Here is an 18,338-nt window from a genome sequence, read left to right on the forward strand (position 1 = left end):
TCGCGCTTGGCGGGTTTATTTGATGGTTGGAATTTAGGTTTATGACGCTCGCATCTCCCCCCCAAGCTACTGTGCGTGCTGCCCTGCTGGCGCAGCTGACGGCACCTGCCCACTATGACGTGGTGGTCATCGGTGGTGGCGCGACAGGCTTGGGTGTGGCGCTGGATGCCGCGTCCCGTGGATTTAGTGTGGCCTTGGTGGAGTCGCATGACTTTGCCAAGGGCACTTCGTCGCGCGCTACCAAACTGGTGCATGGTGGCGTGCGTTACCTGGCCCAGGGCAATATCGCCCTGGTCCGCGAGGCCTTGCACGAGCGCACCACGCTGCTGCATAACGCGCCGCACCTGGCCCAGCCGCTGGCCTTTGTGATGCCCTCGTACAAGTTGCTGGACACGCCTTTCTATGGCATCGGGCTGAAGATTTACGACGCCCTTGCCGGCAAGGCAGGGCTTGGTGCTACCGAGTTTTTAGGGCGCGACAAAACCCTGCAGTACCTGCCCACCGTCCAGGCACAAGGCCTGAAGGGCGGTGTGAAGTACTGGGATGGCCAGTTTGACGATGCGCGCCTGGCGCTGGTGCTGGCACGCACCGCGGCCGCCCACGGCGCCGTATTGGTCAACTACTGCGCGGCCACCGGCCTGCTGCACGAAGACGGCAAGGTGGCCGGCGTGCATTGCGAGGACCGCGAAACCGGCGTCCATATCACGCTGCGGGCTGGCTGCGTTGTCAACGCCACCGGCGTATGGGTCGATGATTTCCGGCAAAAGGACGGCGCGGCGACCGGCCGGGCCGCCAAGCCCATGGTCGCGCCCAGCCAGGGCGTGCACATCGTGGTGGACCGCGACTTCCTGCCCGGCGACCACGCCATGCTGGTGCCCAAGACGGCCGATGGTCGTGTGCTGTTTGCCGTGCCCTGGCTGGGCAAGGTCATTCTGGGCACCACCGATACCCCACGCGACGATCTGGCCCGCGAACCCCGTCCGTTCAAGGAAGAGGTGGAGTTCATCCTGAGCGAATCGGCACGCTACCTGAGTCGCGCGCCTACCCGGGCCGACGTCAAGAGCGTCTGGGTCGGCCTGCGCCCCCTGGTCAAGCCGCAGGACGACGATGGTGGCAATACCAAGGGCATCAGCCGTGAGCACACGGTGCTGGTCAGCCGCAGCGGGCTGGTCACGGTGACCGGCGGTAAATGGACTACCTACCGCGCCATGGCCGAGGATGTGTTGGATAAATGTTTCGATGCCGCCCTGCTGCAACCGCGCAAACCCGGTGTGACTGCCGGCTTGCGCCTGGTGGGTGCGGGCGAGGCAACCGACCTGACGCCGCCGCAGCAGAAACTCAGCGACCCACCGGGTTGGCAGGCTTATGGCACCGAGCAGGCCGCCGTCCGCGCCTTGCCGGGGGCAGACCGGCTGTTGGGTGGCGGCTTGACCGAGGCCATGGTGCGTTTCGCCGCGCGCTTCGAATATGCGCGCACGGTGGAAGATGTGTTGGCCCGTCGCAGCCGCTTGCTGTTCTTGGATGCCCGGTTGGCTGCATCTTTGGCTGCGGACGTGGCAGAGATCCTGTTGCAGGAAACTGGCGTGGACCCGCATAAAGATGCGTTTGTTGCATTGGCGCAACTCTATTTGACCCTGCCGGCGTGATCCCCTTGGCGCAATGGCCGCTGGAGCAGCGGCGCGGGCTGGTCGGTGTGCTGACCGATATCGACGACACCTTGACCACCGACGGCGCCATCACCGCAGACGCCTTGCGGGCCTTGGCCGATCTGAAGGCCGCGGGTTTGGTGGTGATCGCCATCACGGGGCGCCCAGTAGGCTGGAGCGAGCCGTTTGCCCGCACCTGGCCGGTGGACGCCATCGTTGCCGAGAACGGTGCGGTTGCGCTGTTAAATACTAGCCAAATCGGCCTCCAGCGCAATCAGGATCAGCGGGAGCTGCTATCAAAACTGTATATCCAGGATGCCATGACTCGGCAGGCCAACTTCGCCCGCATGCGGCAGGTGGCGCAGCGGGTGCTGGCCGAGGTGCCGGGAACCTGTCTATCCGAGGATTCGCCGGGGCGGGAGACCGATATCGCGATCGACCACAGTGAATTCACCTGCCTGCCGCCGGACAAAATTGCCCGGGTGGTGGCGATCATGCGGGCCGAGGGCATGCACGCGACCGTCAGCTCCATCCATATCAATGGCTGGTTTGGCGAGCACAACAAATGGGTGGGCGCGCGCTGGATCGTGCGTAGCCTGTTCGGTCGGGAGCTGGATGCCGAAGCGGACCGCTGGGCCTATGTAGGCGACTCGACCAACGACCAGCTGATGTTTGCCGCTTTACCGCACAGCATAGGCGTAGCCAATGTGCGCCGCTTTGAAGCCGAACTGTTGTCCAAGCCGCGCTACATCACCCTTGGCGAGCGTGGTGCGGGGTTTGCCGAGGTGGCCCAGGCCATTTTGGCGGCCCGCGGCGCTGGCGTTGTGGCTTCTTGACAAGGGGGTACGACGTTTTTCTTTGTGGGGTGTTGACGCACTCCGATTAATTCTGCATAATCGTGGGCTTCGCTTCCAAAAAGCGATGCTTCTGCCCAAAGGAAGCGCTATGAGTGGTTTGTAGCGTGGACGACGGGCCCAAGACTGATCAGGCGTGCTGCTTAACGAACTTGAGCAAAACAACTGATGCAAGTTGGGAAAACATAGACATGATCCAAACTGAATCCCGGTTAGATGTTGCCGACAATACTGGCGCGAAATCCGTTCTCTGCATCAAGGTGCTGGGCGGCTCCAAGCGTCGCTATGCCAGCGTTGGCGACGTCATCAAAGTGAGCATCAAAGAAGCCGCTCCTCGTGGTCGCGTCAAAAAAGGCGAGATCTACAGTGCAGTGGTGGTGCGCACCGCAAAAGGCATCCGTCGTGCAGACGGTTCGCTGGTCAAATTCGACGGCAACGCAGCAGTGTTGCTCAATGCAAAGCTGGAGCCCATCGGCACCCGCATCTTTGGACCCGTGACGCGTGAATTGCGTACCGAAAAGTTCATGAAGATCGTGTCCCTGGCTCCCGAAGTTCTGTAAGGACGCAACATGAACAAAATTCGCAAAGGCGACCAAGTCGTTGTGCTCACCGGGCGCGACAAGGGCAAGCGCGGCACCGTGGCGCTGCGCAAAGATGATTCTTACCTGTTGATCGATGGCATCAACATGGTCAAGAAGCACGCTAAACCCAATCCCATGAAGGGCGAGGCCGGCGGCATCATCGAAAAGAATATGCCGATTCACCAGTCCAACGTAGCTATCTTCAATGCAGCTACTGGCAAGGCTGATCGGGTTGGAATCAAGTTGCTGGCAGATGGCAAGCGCACCCGCGTTTACAAGTCTAGCGGCGAAGAAATCAAGGTGGCATGAGCATGGCACGTCTACAACAACTCTATCGCGACAAAGTCGCTCCCGAGCTGATGGCCAAGTTTGGCTACACCTCGCCGATGCAGGTTCCACGTTTCACCAAGATCACCTTGAACATGGGTGTGAGCGAAGCGGTTTCCGACAAGAAGGTTATGGACAACGCAGTTGCCGACCTGACCAAGATCGCAGGCCAGAAGCCTGTGGTGACCAAGGCCAAGAAGGCTATCGCGGGTTTCAAAATCCGTGAAGGCCAGGCCATCGGTTGCATGGTGACCTTGCGCGGCGTGCAGATGTTTGAGTTCCTGGATCGTTTCGTTACCGTGGCTCTGCCCCGCGTACGTGACTTCCGTGGTATCTCTGGTCGCGCTTTCGACGGCCGTGGTAACTACAACATCGGCGTGAAAGAACAGATCATTTTCCCTGAAATCGAGTACGACAAGGTTGATGCCTTGCGCGGTCTCAATATCAGCATCACGACGACGGCCAAGAACGACGAAGAGTGCAAGGCACTGCTCGCCGGCTTCCGTTTTCCGTTCAAGAACTGAGGTGACGTGTGGCTAAACAAGCTCTGATTCAGCGTGAACTCAAGCGTGACCAACTGGTCGCCAAGTACGCAGCAAAACACGCAGAGTTGAAGGCAACTTCGACCGATGCTAAGAAGACCGACGAAGAGCGCGCAGCTGCTCGCTTGGCTTTGCAAAAGCTTCCACGCAATGCAAACCCCACGCGTCAACGTAACCGTTGCGCCATCACGGGTCGTCCTCGTGGAACATTCCGTCAGTTTGGTCTGGCTCGCGCAAAAATTCGCGAACTGGCTTTTGCTGGCGACATCCCCGGTATGGTCAAGGCCAGCTGGTAAGTAAGGCAGGAGAACCTAAACATGAGTATGAGTGATCCCATCGCCGACTTGCTGACTCGCATCCGCAACGCGCAAATGGTGGCCAAAACAACGGTATCGATTCCTTCGTCCAAAGTGAAGGTTGCGATTGCCCAAGTCCTGAAGGACGAAGGCTACATTGACGGCTTCAAGGTGAAAACCGAAGACGGCAAGAGCGAACTCGAAATTACCTTGAAATATTACGCCGGTCGCCCTGTGATCGAACGTATTGAGCGCGTAAGCCGTCCCGGCCTGCGTGTTTACAAAGGCCACGGTGCCATTCCTCAAGTCATGAACGGCTTGGGCGTGGCGATTGTTACCACTCCGCAAGGCGTGATGACGGACCGCAAAGCCCGCGCTACCGGTATCGGTGGCGAAGTCTTGTGCTACGTCGCTTAAGCAGGAGAAATAGCAAATGTCTCGCGTAGGAAAAATGCCTGTTGCTATCCCCGCTGGTGTGGATGTGGCAATCAAGGACGACCAAATCAATGTCAAGGGCACCGGCGGTACGCTGTCGTTGACCCAAAATGCGCTGGTTACGGTGACGAATGACGCTGGCAAACTCACGTTTGTCCCCGCCAACGACTCCCGTGAAGCCAACGCCATGTCGGGCACCATGCGTCAGCTGGTGAACAACATGGTCGTGGGCGTGACCAAGGGTTTCGAGAAGAAGCTGAGCCTGATCGGTGTGGGCTACAAAGCCGCAGCCCAAGGCACCAAGCTGAACTTGACCGTGGGTTACTCGCATCCTGTGAATAAAGAAATGCCCGCCGGCATCACCGTAGCGACGCCTACCCCCACGGAAATCGTGATCAAGGGTGCGGACCGCCAACGTGTGGGCCAAGTGGCTGCTGAGATTCGTGCAATTCGTCCTCCTGAGCCTTACAAGGGCAAGGGCATCCGTTATGCGGATGAGAAGATCACGATCAAAGAAACCAAGAAGAAATAAGGAGCCGCAACATGTTGACCAAAAAAGAACAGCGTCTCCGCCGTGCGCGTCAAACCCGCATTCGTATTGCCACCCAGGGCGTTGCACGTCTGACGGTGAACCGTACGAATCTGCACATTTATGCAAGCGTTATTTCTGGCGACGGTGCCAAGATCCTGGCCAGCGCGTCTACCGCCGAAGTGGCTGTGCGCAAAGAGCTGGGCGGTTCTGGCAAGGGTGGCAACACCACCGCAGCACAGGCCATCGGCAAGCTGATTGCTGAAAAGGCAAAAGCTGCTGGCGTTGAAAAAGTAGCGTTTGATCGCTCAGGTTTTGCGTACCACGGACGCGTCAAGGCGCTTGCCGATGCTGCCCGCGAAGCTGGCTTGCAGTTCTAAGCAGATCGGAATAAATCATGGCTAAAGTTCAAGGAAAAATGCAAGGTAAGGCTGAAGGGCCTGAAGACGGCTTGCGTGAAAAGATGATCGCGGTCAACCGCGTTACCAAGGTGGTCAAGGGTGGCCGTATTCTTGGTTTCGCAGCGTTGACCGTGGTAGGCGATGGCGAAGGTCGCGTTGGCATGGGCAAGGGCAAGTCGAAAGAAGTGCCTGCTGCTGTGCAAAAAGCGATGGAAGAAGCCCGTCGCAACATGGTTAAGGTGACTTTGAAAAACGGTTCCGTTTTCCACAAAGTGACCGGCCAGCATGGCGCTGCTAACGTGATGATGGCTCCAGCACCTAAGGGTACCGGCATCATTGCAGGCGGTCCAATGCGCGCAGTGTTTGAAGTGATGGGCATCACCGATATCGTGGCCAAGAGCCATGGTTCGTCGAACCCTTACAACATGGTGCGTGCCACCTTGGATGCATTGCGTAATTCGACCACTCCTTCTGACATTGCTGCCAAGCGCGGCAAGAATGTCGAAGAAATCTTCGTCTGAGCAAGGTTATTCAAATGACAACGCAACAAACACTCAAAGTGACGCTGGTTCGCAGCCCGATTGGTACCAAAGAATCGCACCGTGCAACCGTTCGTGGCTTGGGTCTGCGCAAGATTCGCAGCGTAAGCGAATTGCAGGACACGCCCGAAGTCCGCGGCATGATCAACAAGATCAGTTATCTGGTCAAAATCATCTAAGGATTGACGATGGAACTCAATGGCATTAAGCCCGCAGAGGGTGCAAAGCACGCCAAACGTCGCGTCGGTCGCGGCATTGGTTCTGGTCTGGGGAAGACGGCAGGTCGTGGCCATAAAGGTCAGAAATCCCGTTCTGGTGGTTACCACAAGGTTGGTTTTGAAGGCGGTCAAATGCCTATGCAACGCCGCCTGCCTAAACGTGGTTTCAAATCGCATCTGCTGAAGTTCAACGCCGAAGTTACTTTGACTGCACTCGAGCAATTGGGTCTGGCTGAAGTGGATGTTTTGGTATTGAAGCAAGCTGGCTTGGTAGGCGAGTTGGCTAAGGTCATCAAGGTTATCAAGACGGGCGAACTCACCAAGGCAGTCAAGCTCACCGGCATCGGCGCAACCGCCGCTGCAAAGGTGGCGATTGAGGCTGCCGGCGGTAGCCTGGTTTAAGTAATTGTTGAAGGAAATATTCGGTGGCAACTAGCGCACAAATTGCGAAGACGGGTAAGTTTGGTGATCTACGTCGCCGCTTGGTGTTTTTGCTTCTCGCGTTGGTTGTCTACCGGATAGGCGCACATATTCCCGTGCCTGGTATTGATCCTACGCAGTTGCAGCAACTGTTTAATGGTCAGCAAGGCGGCATATTGAGTTTGTTCAATATGTTTTCCGGTGGAGCTTTGTCGCGCTTTACGGTATTTGCTTTGGGCATCATGCCCTACATTTCTGCTTCCATCATCATGCAGTTGATGGGCTATGTAGTGCCAATGTTCGAGCAGATGAAGAAAGAAGGCGAAGCTGGACGTCGCAAGATTACCCAGTACACCCGTTATGGAACGTTGGGTTTGGCGCTTTTCCAGTCCTTGGTGATTGCCACCGGTTTGGAAAGTTCTCCAGGTCTTGTTCTGTCTCCAGGTTTTGGTTTCCGCATGACAGCGGTGGTCAGTCTGACCGCCGGCACTATGTTTCTGATGTGGCTGGGTGAGCAAATTACCGAGCGTGGTTTGGGTAATGGCATTTCAATCCTGATCTTTGCCGGTATTGCAGCGGGCTTGCCTGGCTCGATTGGCGGATTACTGGAATTGGTGCGAACTGGTGCTATGAGCATTATTTCGTCCATATTCATTGTTGCTGTTGTTGCACTGGTTACTTACTTCGTTGTATTTGTGGAGCGCGGCCAGCGGAAGATTCTTGTAAATTATGCGCGCCGACAGGTTGGTAATAAGGTTTACGGTGGCCAGTCGTCGCATCTGCCTTTGAAGCTGAATATGGCAGGTGTCATTCCTCCCATTTTTGCTTCATCCATTATTCTGTTGCCTGCAACGGTCGTGAACTGGTTCAGTACTTCTGAATCATTGCGTTGGTTGAAAGATGTTGCTGGCATGTTGAGCCCAGGTCAGCCTGTATATGTGCTCTTCTATGCAAGTGCCATTGTGTTTTTCTGTTTCTTTTACACTGCGCTGGTTTTTAACAGCCGTGAGACTGCAGATAACTTGAAGAAGAGTGGTGCGTTTATTCCCGGTATTCGTCCTGGTGAACAAACGGCACGCTATATAGATAAGATTTTATTGCGTTTGACTTTGGCTGGTGCGGTATATATTACCTTTGTATGTTTGATTCCTGAGATATTGGTTTTGAAGTACAACGTACCATTTAATTTTGGTGGAACCTCGTTGCTGATCATTGTGGTGGTAACCATGGATTTCATGGCGCAGGTTCAGAATTACATGATGTCGCAGCAATACGAATCGCTGCTGAAGAAGGCAAACTTCAAATCGTCTGCAGGTGTTTAATCAGCATTTGTGAATGGGAAGTTTGCAAGTCGTGTAGTCCTGGGACATATTTCTGTTGGGTATAGATTTATATCTGTATCCATGCACGGGATAAGGTAACGGTTAAGTTGATGCCCTTCGACTCGTCGTGGGCTCGTATTGTGTTCTGAGCCGGTTGGGCAAGATTTGCTAAAGAGTTTTAGGAGAATTAAATGAGAGTTTCAGCTTCGGTTAAGAAAATTTGCCGCAACTGTAAAGTCATCCGTCGCAAGGGTGTGGTTCGCGTGATCTGTACAGATCCCCGCCACAAACAGCGCCAAGGCTGATAGAAAAGTTTTAGAGGACGCACATGGCACGTATCGCTGGTATTAACATTCCGCCGCAACAGCATTCTGAAATTGGCTTAACCGCTATTTTCGGTATCGGTCGCACCCGCGCTCGCAAGATTTGCGAAGCTTGCGACATTGCATATTCCAAGAAGGTCAAAGACTTGACCGACGCAGATCTGGAAAAGATCCGCGACCAAATCGCCCAATTTACCATTGAAGGCGATTTGCGTAGAGAAACCACGATGAACATCAAGCGATTGATGGACATCGGCTGCTACCGTGGTTTCCGCCACCGTCGCGGTTTGCCGATGCGTGGTCAGCGCACGCGTACCAACGCGCGCACCCGCAAGGGGCCGCGCAAGGCTGCGGCGTCTTTGAAGAAATAAAGGGATTGAGAGATCACTATGGCTAAAGCTCAACAAAGCAATGCATCGCAGCGTGTACGTAAGAAAGTTCGTAAGAACGTTTCTGACGGTGTCGCGCACGTGCATGCTTCATTCAACAACACCATCATCACGATCACCGATCGCCAAGGCAATGCATTGTCTTGGGCTTCTTCGGGTGGCCAAGGTTTCAAGGGTTCGCGTAAATCGACACCGTTTGCAGCCCAGGTCGCTTCTGAAGTGGCTGGTCGCGCCGCCATTGAACAAGGCATCAAGAATCTTGATGTCGAAATCAAGGGACCTGGTCCTGGCCGTGAATCGTCGGTTCGTGCACTGGGTGCACTCGGTATCCGTATCACCTCTATTGCAGACGTGACACCGGTTCCGCACAACGGCTGCCGCCCTCAAAAGCGTCGTCGTATTTAATTCTCTGAAATTTAATTTCGGACGAAGCTTTTTCATAAGCCCACCGCCATCTGCTGTGCGCAGGTGGCTCCCACGTTTATGCGTGGAAGATAATATTTAAGGAAGCTCAAGTGGCACGCTATCTCGGCCCCAAGGCCAAACTCTCTCGCCGTGAAGGCACCGATCTTTTCCTGAAGAGCGCGCGTCGTTCGATCAGCGATAAGGCGAAATTCGACTCCAAGCCTGGTCAGCACGGTCGCACCTCCGGTGCCCGTACTTCTGACTTCGGTTTGCAGCTGCGCGAAAAGCAAAAAGTAAAGCGCATGTATGGTGTTCTGGAGCGTCAGTTCCGTCGCTATTTCGAAGAAGCCGATCGCCGTAAGGGCAACACTGGCGCCAATCTGCTGTTCCTGCTGGAATCGCGTTTGGACAATGTGGTGTACCGCATGGGCTTTGGTTCTACCCGTGCTGAAGCGCGTCAACTGGTTTCGCACAAAGCGATTACCGTGAACGGCCAGTCGGTGAACATTCCTTCGTACATGGTCAAGACCGGTGACGTCGTAGCTATTCGCGATAAATCTAAGAAGCAAAACCGCATTGTTGAAGCCTTGCAATTGGCCCAACAAGTTGGCTTGCCAGCTTGGGTTGAAGTGAGCATTGAAAAGGCTGAAGGCGTTTTCAAGAAGGTGCCAGACCGTGATGAGTTTGCTTCCGACGTCAACGAATCCCTGATCGTTGAGTTGTATTCGCGTTAATTCCGCATTTTTCGTTTGATTTTGTTCCTAGGCTGCGGGGCACTGCGGTCTAGAACCAACACCTGCCTTACCGGTGTAACGAGCTGGGGGCAATGAGAGGAAGCATGCATGCAAACTAATTTGCTGAAACCTAAAGCCATCAACGTTGAGCAGCTTGGCCACAACCGTGCCAAAGTCGCGTTGGAGCCGTTCGAACGCGGCTATGGACACACTTTGGGTAATGCACTACGTCGGGTACTGCTGTCCTCCATGGTCGGCTACTCGGCAACGGAAGTGACGATTGCTGGTGTGTTGCATGAGTATTCGTCGATTGATGGTGTGCAGGAAGATGTTGTCAACATTCTCTTGAATCTCAAAGGTGTAGTTTTCAAACTGCACAACCGCGACGAAGTCACCTTGAGCCTGCGTAAAGATGGCGACGGTGTGGTGACGGCTGCAGACATTCAGACTCCCCATGATGTGGAAATCATCAATCCAGAGCACGTGATTGCGCATTTGTCGCAAGGTGGCAAGCTGGACATGCAGATCAAGGTCGAAAAAGGCCGTGGTTATGTACCCGGTAGCATGCGCCGTTATGCGGATGAGCAAACCAAGTCGATCGGCCGTATTGTGCTGGACGCCTCGTTCTCGCCCGTTAAGCGCGTGAGCTACACGGTGGAAAGCGCGCGCGTTGAGCAGCGTACCGATCTGGACAAGCTGGTGGTTGAGATTGAAACCAACGGTGCGATTTCTGCTGAAGATGCAGTGCGCGCTTCGGCTAAAATCTTGGTTGAACAGCTGGCTGTGTTTGCACAGTTGGAAGGCAGTGAACTGGCAGGTGTGTTTGAACAACCTGCACCACGTGGCAACACGCAGTTTGATCCGATCCTGTTGCGCCCTGTTGATGAGCTGGAATTGACGGTTCGTTCCGCGAACTGCCTCAAGGCCGAAAATATTTATTACATCGGTGACCTGATTCAGCGTACCGAAAATGAATTGCTCAAGACGCCTAATCTGGGTCGCAAGTCATTGAACGAAATCAAGGAAGTGCTCGCTTCGCGCGGCCTGACCTTGGGTATGAAGCTTGAAAGCTGGCCACCGGCCGGCCTCGACAAGCGTTAATTGGAAAAAGGCTCGTAAGGGCCTAGTTTAGAAGAGAGACCTTCGCAGGTCTCAGTGCAACGCGCAGTACCTGATCCGGCTGCGCGTCAAAATAATTGAAAGGAATGCACCATGCGCCACGGACACGGACTTCGTAAACTTAATCGCACCAGCTCGCACCGTCTTGCTATGTTGCGCAACATGATGAATTCGTTGATCGAACACGAAGCCATCAAGACCACTTTGCCCAAGGCAAAGGAACTGCGTCGCGTTATCGAGCCGATGATCACTTTGTCTAAAGTGGCAACGGTTGCAAACCGCCGTCTGGCATTTGACCGTTTGCGTGACCGCGATAGCGTCACCAAGCTGTTCAATGACCTGGGCCCCCGTTTCAACGCCCGTCCAGGCGGCTACACCCGTATTCTGAAAATGGGTTTCCGCGTGGGTGATAATGCGCCTATGGCTCTGGTTGAATTGGTCGACCGTGCTGAGTCAAAAGAAGTTGTAGAAATAGCAGCTGCCGCAGAATAAGCTGCTATAATAGAAAGATACCGCGCGATGGAGCAGCCTGGTAGCTCGTTGGGCTCATAACCCAAAGGTCGTAGGTTCAAATCCTACTCGCGCAACCAATCAGTAGCATTTCGGTGCTACGAATTAAAAAACCCGCCTTGTGCGGGTTTTTTAATTTCTGGAGCCTCATTTCAACCTATGTTGGAGGCGTTGTTTACCAACAGGCTACTCGGTAATCAACAGCCAAGCATGGCCAGCGCGCAGGCCGCCATGCTTTGACGCCGTCAGGCCGTGCTCTTGCTGGCGCGTTCTTGCTTTGCGTGTGCCAGTGCATCTTCCGCAGTGTTGAGATCCATGCCGTACATATCGGCGAACTGGGCCAGGGTTTGTCCGCTGGCTTCAAAGGCCTTCAAAAGTGCTTCGCGCTTGGCGGCGACCGCCCCGTGTTCTGCATAGGCATGGTCCAGCAATGCATTCCATGCCTCCAATGGTGGTTTGACCAGCTCTGCGTACTCGCCGCGGCTTAGCCCCGAGGCTTCAAAAGCATTGCGTAACCGCATACGGAGCTTGGCTTGGGACGCCGCACTTTGACCATTGCGATCGCGGCGCACCACTTCCATGATGGCCTGGTGGACGTGTTCGGGTGCCAGCTCCTCGACCGGGTTGCCTTGTAGGTCATGGCGTGGGACACCCATGGCCACTTGTTCCAGATAACGTGTCGAGCGTGTGTGCTGACCTAGCGCTTCGCGCAAGGCTTTGGCTTCCAGCAGGTCGGGGTGGTTGGCCACCAATTCATGGAAGACGCCCAACTTCAGAGGCAAGGCCTGTGCGCCAAACACCTTGGGGTACAGCTCGCGCAGCTTGGGTAGCAAGGGATGGATTTCTCGGGTCTGTGGTGCGCGCGCAGGCTTTGCGGTGCGGCGGGGAGCTGGTGCGGTCGGTGTTGCGGGGGAGCTTGTCACGGTGGTGCTTGTCTTCGGTAAATGGGGAAATGGGGTGCGGATGGATCGTCTTCGCAGGGGCCCCATTTTGATCGAAAACCTCTATGCGCTTATCTTGCGCGCTCTGCCGTGCACTTTGACGCTGTGCCCCTCAGTCCCCATGGCCTAACGAGATGCTCCAGCGCGAAAGTCGTCTGCGAGCGGGCCATGGCTTTGCTGCGACAATCGGCGCTCTCAAAATTTTGAAAGTGCTCATGGCTAAGAAAGCTCCCGTGGTTCCCGCAACTCCTCCAGAAGCAGTACGTACCAAACCTCTGCCCATCCCAGAAACCCCATTCAAGACGATTTGGCAAGTGGTAGGCGCCCCACCTGCAGCCACTAAAGGCAAGGGCGAAAAGGCGACTGCCGCCGCCTAGGCAACACCCGAGGTGGCGTGCTGCACTGGCGTGTCCAGTGCCACATCGACCCAACAGTCGTAGAAGGTCGGCGCACGGCCCAGGTCCGTCAACCGCTGGCTGGTCAGCTGGTTCACATTGCTGCCGTCCAGGCCCAGTTTGCGCCACCAAATTCCCATTCCGTTCACCACGCCCGCACGGGCTCGGGGCGATACCTTCGCCTTGCAACGGTAGGTGCCGCGTTGGTTGAAAACGCGCACCACCGCCCCGGTGGTGATGCCCCGGGCCTGCGCATCACTCGCATGGATCTCCAAAACCGGCTCCCCTTCAATGGCGCGCAAGCTGGTGACATTGACGAAGCTGGAGTTGAGGAAGTTACGCGCTGGCGGTGAAATCATCGCCAGCGGGTAATCGCTAGAGATTCCGGCGCCCTCATAGTTCGGCAGGTAATCGGGCAGGCCATCCAGGCCTTGCGCCGCCAGCCGCTCACTCCAAAACTCGCATTTACCGGATGGCGTAGGGAACTGCCCTGCGGCGAACGGCGCATCCGGCAACGGAATAGTGGCAAAGCCATGTTCATCCAGTGCGCCGAAGTCCACCTGGTCGCCATAGGCTGCACGGCACAAGCTCTCGTCGCTGTCGTTGAAACAATCCTCGGTAAACCCCATGCGCACAGCCAGCTCGCGGAAGATCTGGGTGTTCGGCTTGGACTCGCCTAGCGGCGCAATCGCCGGCCGGTTCAGCAAGGCATCGGTGTGGCCGTAGCTGCTGTGCACATCCCAGTGCTCCAGCTGGGTGGTGGCGGGCAGGATGTAGTCGGCATAGTCGGCGGTATCGGTTTGGAAGTGCTCCAGCACCACGGTGAACAGGTCTTCGCGCGCAAAGCCTTGCACCACCTTGCCCGACTCCGGCGCTACCGCGACCGGGTTGCTGTTGTAGACCACCAGCGCTTCGATCTTTGGTTCGACCGGGTCCAGCAAGGCATCGCCAATCGTGCTCATATTGACGGTGCGCGGCTGGCGCCCGGCCAATAGATCGGGCCGCTGCAAGGCCGCGCGCTGCAACGGGAACTGGCCCGAGCTGCTCATCAGTACGCCGCCTGCCCGGTGCCTCCAGGCGCCGATCAGCGCTGGCAGGCTGACGACGGCGCGCGTGGCGTTGCCGCCGCCACGGGTGCGCTGCATGCCGTAGTTCAGGCGGATGGCGGCGGGCTGCCCGTTCATAAAGCATTGGCCGTAATCCTGCGCCAGCGCGCGGATCTGTTCCACCGTCACCCCGCAGACCTCGGCGGCGCGCTCGGGTGGCCATTCCAAGGCCCGTTCGCGCAAGGCGGGCCAGCCCAGGGTGTGCTCGGCCAGATAGGCGTGGTCCAGCCAGTCGTGCTGGACCAGCTCGTGCATCAGGGCGAAGGCCAGGGCTGCGTCGGTACCGGGGCGCAGGGCGATGTGCTCATGGCATTTCTCGGCGGTTTCGGTTTTGCGCGGATCGATGCACACCAGGCGTGCGCCGTCGCGCTTGGCCTGCTGCACATAGCGCCAGAAGTGCAGATTGCTGCCAATCGAATTGCTGCCCCAGATCAGGATCAGCTTGGACTCGGCGAAGAACTCCACCTTCATGCCGACCTTGCCGCCCAAGGTCTGCACCAGGCCCTCACCGCCGGCCGAGGCGCAGATCGTCCGGTCCAGTAGGGATGCACCCAGCCGGTGGAAGAAGCGCGCGGCAATGCTTTCACCCTGCACCAGCCCCATGGTGCCTGCATAGCTATACGGCACGATGGCCTCCGGGTTGCGGGCGGCGATGGCCTGCAGGCGTGCCGCGATGTCGGTCAAGGCCTCGTCCCAGCTGACCGCAGCAAACTGCCCCGAGCCCTTGGGGCCGGTGCGCTTCAGCGGCTGCAGGATGCGGTCCGGGTGGTAGCTGCGCTCGGTGTAGCGCGAGACTTTGGTGCACAGCACGCCGTCGGTGTGCGCATGCGCGGGGTTGCCCTGGACTTTGATGGCGACTCCGTTATGCACCGTGGTCAGTAGCGCGCAGGTATCGGGGCAGTCGTGCGGGCAGGCGCCGCGCACCAGGCTTGTCGCGGATTGGTCTGGGTCTTGCATCATGGGTTTATCGCTTCTGACAGAATAGGTCCATGATAAATCGCCGCCGTTTTTCCATCGCCGCCGGGGCTACTGCAGTCGCTGGTATTTCAACCGTGCGCGCGCAGCCCAGCGGCAAAATCCTGATCGGCCAGTCGGCCGCGCTCACCGGGCCGGCTGCACAGCTCGGCCTGCAGTTTGCCCAGGGTGCAAAGCTGTACTTCGACCAGGTGAACGCCCAGGGCGGGGTGGAGCGCCGGCAGATCGAGCTGCGCTCGCTGGACGACGGCTACGAGCCCGAGCGCTGCATTGAAAACACCCGCAAGCTGCTTGCCGACGACACGCTGGCCTTGTTTGGCTACATCGGCACCCCCACCAGCCTGGCCGCGCTGCCGCTGGCCACCCAGGCGAAGACCGCGTTCGTGGCCCCGTTCACCGGCGCCATGGCCTTGCGCACGCCGTTCAATCGATACGCCTTCCATGTGCGCGCCTCCTACCAGGACGAGACCGCGCTGATCGTCAAGCAGCTGACCCAGCTTGGGTTGGACCGGATCGCGGTGTTCTACCAGAACGATGCCTATGGCAAGGCCGGCCTGGACGGCGTGAACCTGGCTTTGTCGGCGCTGGGCCGCAAGCCGGTGGCGCTGGCCACGGTGGAGCGTAATTCGGTGGACGTGGCTGCCGCGGTGCAGACCCTGCGCGCTGCCGAGCCCCACGCCATCGTGCAGATCAGTGCCTACAAATCCTGCGCGGCCTTTATCCGTGCCGCGCGCAAGGCCGGCTTCGGCGGGCAGTTCTTCAACGTCTCGTTTGTCGGCACCCAGGCGCTGGCTGACGAGCTGGGCAAGGATGCCGCCGGTGTGGTGGTCTCGCAAGTCATGCCCTCACCCTACAGCCCGACCAGCGCCATCGCCCGCGAGTTCACCGCCGCGGTCAAAACCGCTGGCGGCGACGCCCGCGCCAACTTCTCCAGCATGGAGGGCTATTTGTCGGCCAAGGTCTTGGTCGAGGGCCTGAAGCGCGCCGCCGGCAAAGGCCTGACCCGCGAGGCTGTGGTGGCCGGGCTGGAAGCGCTGGGCTCGCAGAACTATGGCGGCTTTACCGTCACCTTCTCTGCCACCGACCATGTGGGGTCGAGCTTTGTCAATCTGTCCATGCTCACCGGCGACGGACGGGTGCGCACCTAAGGAGTCCGCCATGCCCCTGATCGACACCCTGGTTCAGCAAGCGCCTCGTATTGCGGCCCTGCGCCGCGACCTGCACGCCCACCCCGAGCTGAGCTTCCAGGAGGTGCGTACCGCCGACCTGGTGGCGCAGCAGCTGACCGAATGGGGCATCCCCATCCACCGCGGCCTGGCCGGCACCGGCGTGGTCGGCATTTTGCAGAACGGCAATTCCAAGCGCGCCATCGGCCTGCGCGCCGACATGGACGCGCTGCCGCTGCAGGAATTCAACACCTTTGCCCACGCCAGCCAGTACCCGGGCAAGATGCACGCCTGTGGCCATGACGGGCATACCGCCATGCTGTTGGCCGCTGCCCAGTACCTGGCCGAGCACCGTAACTTCGACGGCACGGTGTACCTGATCTTCCAGCCGGCCGAAGAAGGCGGCGGTGGCGCCCGCGACATGGTGCAAGAAGGCCTTTTTGAGCGCTTCCCCATGGACGCGGTGTTCGGCATGCACAACTGGCCCGGCATGCAGGTCGGCCAGTTCGCCCTCAGCCCCGGGCCGGTGATGGCGTCCAGCAATGAATTTAAGATAACCATCCGTGGCAAAGGCAGCCACGCCGCCATGCCGCAGATGGGCGTGGACCCGGTGCCTATCGCCTGCCAGATGGTGCTGGCCTTCCAGACCATCATCAGCCGCAACAAAAAGCCCATCGACGCTGGCGTGGTGTCGGTCACCATGGTGCACGGCGGCTCGGCCACCAATATCGTGCCCGACAGCGTCGAGCTGCAGGGCACGGTGCGCACCTTCAGTATCGAGGTGCTGGACCTGATCGAAGCCCGCATGCGCCAGATTGCCGACAACCTGTGCAGCGCCTTCGACGCCCGCTGCGAGTTCGAGTTTGTGCGCAACTACCCGCCCACCATCAACCACCCGGCCGAGGCCGAGTTCGCCCGCCGGGTGATGGCCGAGGTGGTCGGTGCCGAGAACGTCATCGCCCAGGAACCCACCATGGGTGCCGAAGACTTCGCCTTCATGCTGCTGGCCAAGCCCGGCGCCTACTGCTTCATCGCCAATGGTGACGGCGACCACCGCGCCATCGGCCACGGCGCCGGCCCCTGCACCCTGCACAACCCCAGCTACGACTTCAACGACGACCTGATCCCCATGGGCGCCACCTACTGGGTGCGGCTGGCCGAGGCTTGGTTGAAATAACGCTCACCCCCAGGCTGCAGTGCTGCGCACTTTCCGCCACCCCCTTGCAGGGGGCGATGCCAGTGGCCCGGCAAAGCCGGTTCCACGGCATCCCTGGGGCATGCGCGTCATGGCTGAAGCCGCGGGTTGATCCCTTGCTAGTAGCTATTTCTGGTGCTATCAAATAAATAGCTGGTAGCGCAGGTACTACCTGCGCTGGAGGCCTAAAAAGCTTAAAAACTATGGCTTGAAGCGGCCGGCGGCCATCTCCAGCAGCCCGTCGAAGATCAAGTTGTCCACCAGCTCGAACGGCACCGACATGCTGGGCGCCATCTTCCAGCCGGCGCCGCCGGTCATGAAGCAGGCCGGCTCGGCGCCGCAGTGCTGGCGTACGTGCTGCACCATGCGCTCCACCGCGCCGGCAATCGCATAGGTGCCGCCGCTGGTCAGGGCGTCGCTGGTATTGGTGGGGAACTCGCGCACCTCGCCGGTCGGCACGTGCAGGCCGGCGGTGCCGGATTCCAGCGCGCGCAGCATGATGCCGTGGCCCGGCAGGATCAGCCCGCCGAGAAACTTACCCTGCGTGTCTACGGCCTCCACCGTCACGGCCGTGCCCACCATCACCACCACCATGGGCCGCTCGGGGCCCTGGGCCAGCATGCGGTGGCGTGCGCCCACCATGGCGACCCAGCGGTCGGCGCCTAGGCGGGTGGGGTGGTCGTAGCCGTTGACCAAACCGGCCTCGGCGGCGCTGGCCACGACCCACTGGGGCGCCACCTCCCACAGCTCCATCTGCTCGTGGACGCGGCGCTTGACCGCATCGCCGGCGACGATGCAGCCCAGCATCTGCTTGGGCGCGGCCAGACCGGCCCAGGGGCCGTCGGCCAGCTTGTCGATGTTCTCCAGAAACTCGGCGCCATGGGCCAACAAGGTGGCCCCAGGGCGGGGCGCTTCGTACAGCGACCACTTGAGGCGGGTGTTGCCAATGTCGATGGCGAGAAAACTCATC

24 protein-coding genes and 1 tRNA gene are annotated in these 18,338 nt (G+C 58.4%); 22 read left to right on the forward strand and 3 right to left on the reverse strand.

The features are described 5' to 3' along the window. Window positions 1-41 precede the first annotated feature (41 nt). From BLT66_RS10440 to BLT66_RS10535, 20 genes are all read left to right on the forward strand, one after another. Window positions 42-1,646: a glycerol-3-phosphate dehydrogenase/oxidase gene (locus BLT66_RS10440; RefSeq protein ID WP_092757610.1), complete on the forward strand. Its 1,605-nt coding sequence runs from the start codon at window positions 42-44 to the stop codon at window positions 1,644-1,646. After that, complete coding sequence (locus BLT66_RS10445; RefSeq protein WP_092757611.1) at window positions 1,643-2,482, forward strand: HAD-IIB family hydrolase; 840 nt, start codon at window positions 1,643-1,645, stop codon at window positions 2,480-2,482. The genes BLT66_RS10440 and BLT66_RS10445 overlap by 4 nt, the downstream gene beginning before the upstream one ends. A 209-nt stretch (window positions 2,483-2,691) precedes the next feature. Next, complete coding sequence (gene rplN, locus BLT66_RS10450; protein WP_068674584.1) at window positions 2,692-3,060, forward strand: 50S ribosomal protein L14; 369 nt, start codon at window positions 2,692-2,694, stop codon at window positions 3,058-3,060. A gap of 9 nt (window positions 3,061-3,069) precedes the next feature. After that, window positions 3,070-3,390 (forward strand): 50S ribosomal protein L24, encoded by a 321-nt coding sequence (gene rplX, locus BLT66_RS10455; protein WP_092757612.1) that lies wholly within the window; start codon window positions 3,070-3,072, stop codon window positions 3,388-3,390. 2 nt (window positions 3,391-3,392) lie between these two features. Next, entirely contained in the window at window positions 3,393-3,932 is a 540-nt protein-coding gene (rplE, locus tag BLT66_RS10460) for a 50S ribosomal protein L5 (protein ID WP_092757876.1), read from the forward strand. Window positions 3,933-3,940: 8 nt separating this feature from the next. Then, window positions 3,941-4,246, forward strand: a complete 306-nt coding sequence (gene rpsN, locus BLT66_RS10465; protein ID WP_092757613.1) for a 30S ribosomal protein S14 — start codon at window positions 3,941-3,943, stop codon at window positions 4,244-4,246. A gap of 21 nt (window positions 4,247-4,267) precedes the next feature. After that, window positions 4,268-4,663 (forward strand): 30S ribosomal protein S8, encoded by a 396-nt coding sequence (rpsH, locus tag BLT66_RS10470; RefSeq protein ID WP_092757614.1) that lies wholly within the window; start codon window positions 4,268-4,270, stop codon window positions 4,661-4,663. Between the two features lie 16 nt (window positions 4,664-4,679). Continuing rightward, window positions 4,680-5,213, forward strand: coding sequence for a 50S ribosomal protein L6 (rplF, locus tag BLT66_RS10475; protein ID WP_092757615.1), 534 nt, complete (start codon window positions 4,680-4,682; stop codon window positions 5,211-5,213). Between the two features lie 11 nt (window positions 5,214-5,224). Continuing rightward, the gene (gene rplR / locus BLT66_RS10480) at window positions 5,225-5,590 is read left to right on the forward strand and encodes a 50S ribosomal protein L18 (protein WP_092757616.1); all 366 of its coding nucleotides are present in this window, start codon (window positions 5,225-5,227) and stop codon (window positions 5,588-5,590) included. A 17-nt stretch (window positions 5,591-5,607) separates the two neighbouring features. Then, complete coding sequence (gene rpsE, locus BLT66_RS10485) at window positions 5,608-6,132, forward strand: 30S ribosomal protein S5 (protein WP_092757617.1); 525 nt, start codon at window positions 5,608-5,610, stop codon at window positions 6,130-6,132. 14 nt (window positions 6,133-6,146) lie between these two features. Then, window positions 6,147-6,329 (forward strand): 50S ribosomal protein L30, encoded by a 183-nt coding sequence (gene rpmD, locus BLT66_RS10490; RefSeq protein WP_092757618.1) that lies wholly within the window; start codon window positions 6,147-6,149, stop codon window positions 6,327-6,329. A gap of 9 nt (window positions 6,330-6,338) precedes the next feature. After that, window positions 6,339-6,770: a 50S ribosomal protein L15 gene (rplO, locus tag BLT66_RS10495; RefSeq protein WP_092757877.1), complete on the forward strand. Its 432-nt coding sequence runs from the start codon at window positions 6,339-6,341 to the stop codon at window positions 6,768-6,770. 23 nt (window positions 6,771-6,793) lie between these two features. After that, a complete protein-coding gene (secY, locus tag BLT66_RS10500) occupies window positions 6,794-8,110 on the forward strand; it encodes a preprotein translocase subunit SecY (protein ID WP_092757619.1) in 1,317 nt (438 codons plus the stop codon). A gap of 191 nt (window positions 8,111-8,301) precedes the next feature. Next, entirely contained in the window at window positions 8,302-8,415 is a 114-nt protein-coding gene (gene rpmJ / locus BLT66_RS10505) for a 50S ribosomal protein L36 (protein ID WP_028820150.1), read from the forward strand. A 23-nt stretch (window positions 8,416-8,438) separates the two neighbouring features. Beyond that, complete coding sequence (gene rpsM / locus BLT66_RS10510) at window positions 8,439-8,804, forward strand: 30S ribosomal protein S13 (protein WP_092757620.1); 366 nt, start codon at window positions 8,439-8,441, stop codon at window positions 8,802-8,804. Window positions 8,805-8,822: 18 nt separating this feature from the next. Next, window positions 8,823-9,227, forward strand: a complete 405-nt coding sequence (gene rpsK, locus BLT66_RS10515) for a 30S ribosomal protein S11 (protein WP_092757621.1) — start codon at window positions 8,823-8,825, stop codon at window positions 9,225-9,227. Window positions 9,228-9,337: 110 nt separating this feature from the next. Continuing rightward, the gene (gene rpsD / locus BLT66_RS10520) at window positions 9,338-9,961 is read left to right on the forward strand and encodes a 30S ribosomal protein S4 (protein ID WP_092757622.1); all 624 of its coding nucleotides are present in this window, start codon (window positions 9,338-9,340) and stop codon (window positions 9,959-9,961) included. A 108-nt stretch (window positions 9,962-10,069) separates the two neighbouring features. Beyond that, window positions 10,070-11,062, forward strand: a complete 993-nt coding sequence (gene rpoA, locus BLT66_RS10525; protein WP_092757623.1) for a DNA-directed RNA polymerase subunit alpha — start codon at window positions 10,070-10,072, stop codon at window positions 11,060-11,062. 111 nt (window positions 11,063-11,173) lie between these two features. Beyond that, window positions 11,174-11,572, forward strand: coding sequence for a 50S ribosomal protein L17 (rplQ, locus tag BLT66_RS10530; protein ID WP_092757624.1), 399 nt, complete (start codon window positions 11,174-11,176; stop codon window positions 11,570-11,572). A gap of 21 nt (window positions 11,573-11,593) precedes the next feature. Next, a tRNA-Met gene (locus BLT66_RS10535) sits at window positions 11,594-11,670 on the forward strand. Between the two features lie 165 nt (window positions 11,671-11,835). On the opposite strand, the gene BLT66_RS10540 is transcribed toward BLT66_RS10535, so the two are convergent. Further along, window positions 11,836-12,513 (reverse strand): ProQ/FINO family protein, encoded by a 678-nt coding sequence (locus BLT66_RS10540; RefSeq protein ID WP_255406864.1) that lies wholly within the window; start codon window positions 12,511-12,513, stop codon window positions 11,836-11,838. A 391-nt stretch (window positions 12,514-12,904) separates the two neighbouring features. Then, window positions 12,905-14,992, reverse strand: a complete 2,088-nt coding sequence (locus BLT66_RS10545; protein WP_092757626.1) for a molybdopterin-containing oxidoreductase family protein — start codon at window positions 14,990-14,992, stop codon at window positions 12,905-12,907. Window positions 14,993-15,021: 29 nt separating this feature from the next. On the opposite strand from BLT66_RS10545, the gene BLT66_RS10550 reads away from it, so the two are divergent. Beyond that, window positions 15,022-16,155 carry an ABC transporter substrate-binding protein gene (locus BLT66_RS10550; RefSeq protein WP_092757627.1) on the forward strand — a complete coding sequence of 378 codons (1,134 nt, stop codon included), beginning with the start codon at window positions 15,022-15,024 and terminating at the stop codon, window positions 16,153-16,155. Window positions 16,156-16,165: 10 nt separating this feature from the next. Then, the gene (locus BLT66_RS10555) at window positions 16,166-17,350 is read left to right on the forward strand and encodes a M20 aminoacylase family protein (protein ID WP_092757628.1); all 1,185 of its coding nucleotides are present in this window, start codon (window positions 16,166-16,168) and stop codon (window positions 17,348-17,350) included. Window positions 17,351-17,569: 219 nt separating this feature from the next. Here the strand turns inward: BLT66_RS10555 and BLT66_RS10560 are convergent, their stop codons facing one another. Next, window positions 17,570-18,337: a type III pantothenate kinase gene (locus BLT66_RS10560; protein WP_092757629.1), complete on the reverse strand. Its 768-nt coding sequence runs from the start codon at window positions 18,335-18,337 to the stop codon at window positions 17,570-17,572. Window position 18,338: the final 1 nt, after the last annotated feature.

This window comes from Rhodoferax sp. OV413, from assembly GCF_900104385.1.
Lineage (GTDB): Bacteria > Pseudomonadota > Gammaproteobacteria > Burkholderiales > Burkholderiaceae_C > Rhodoferax_B.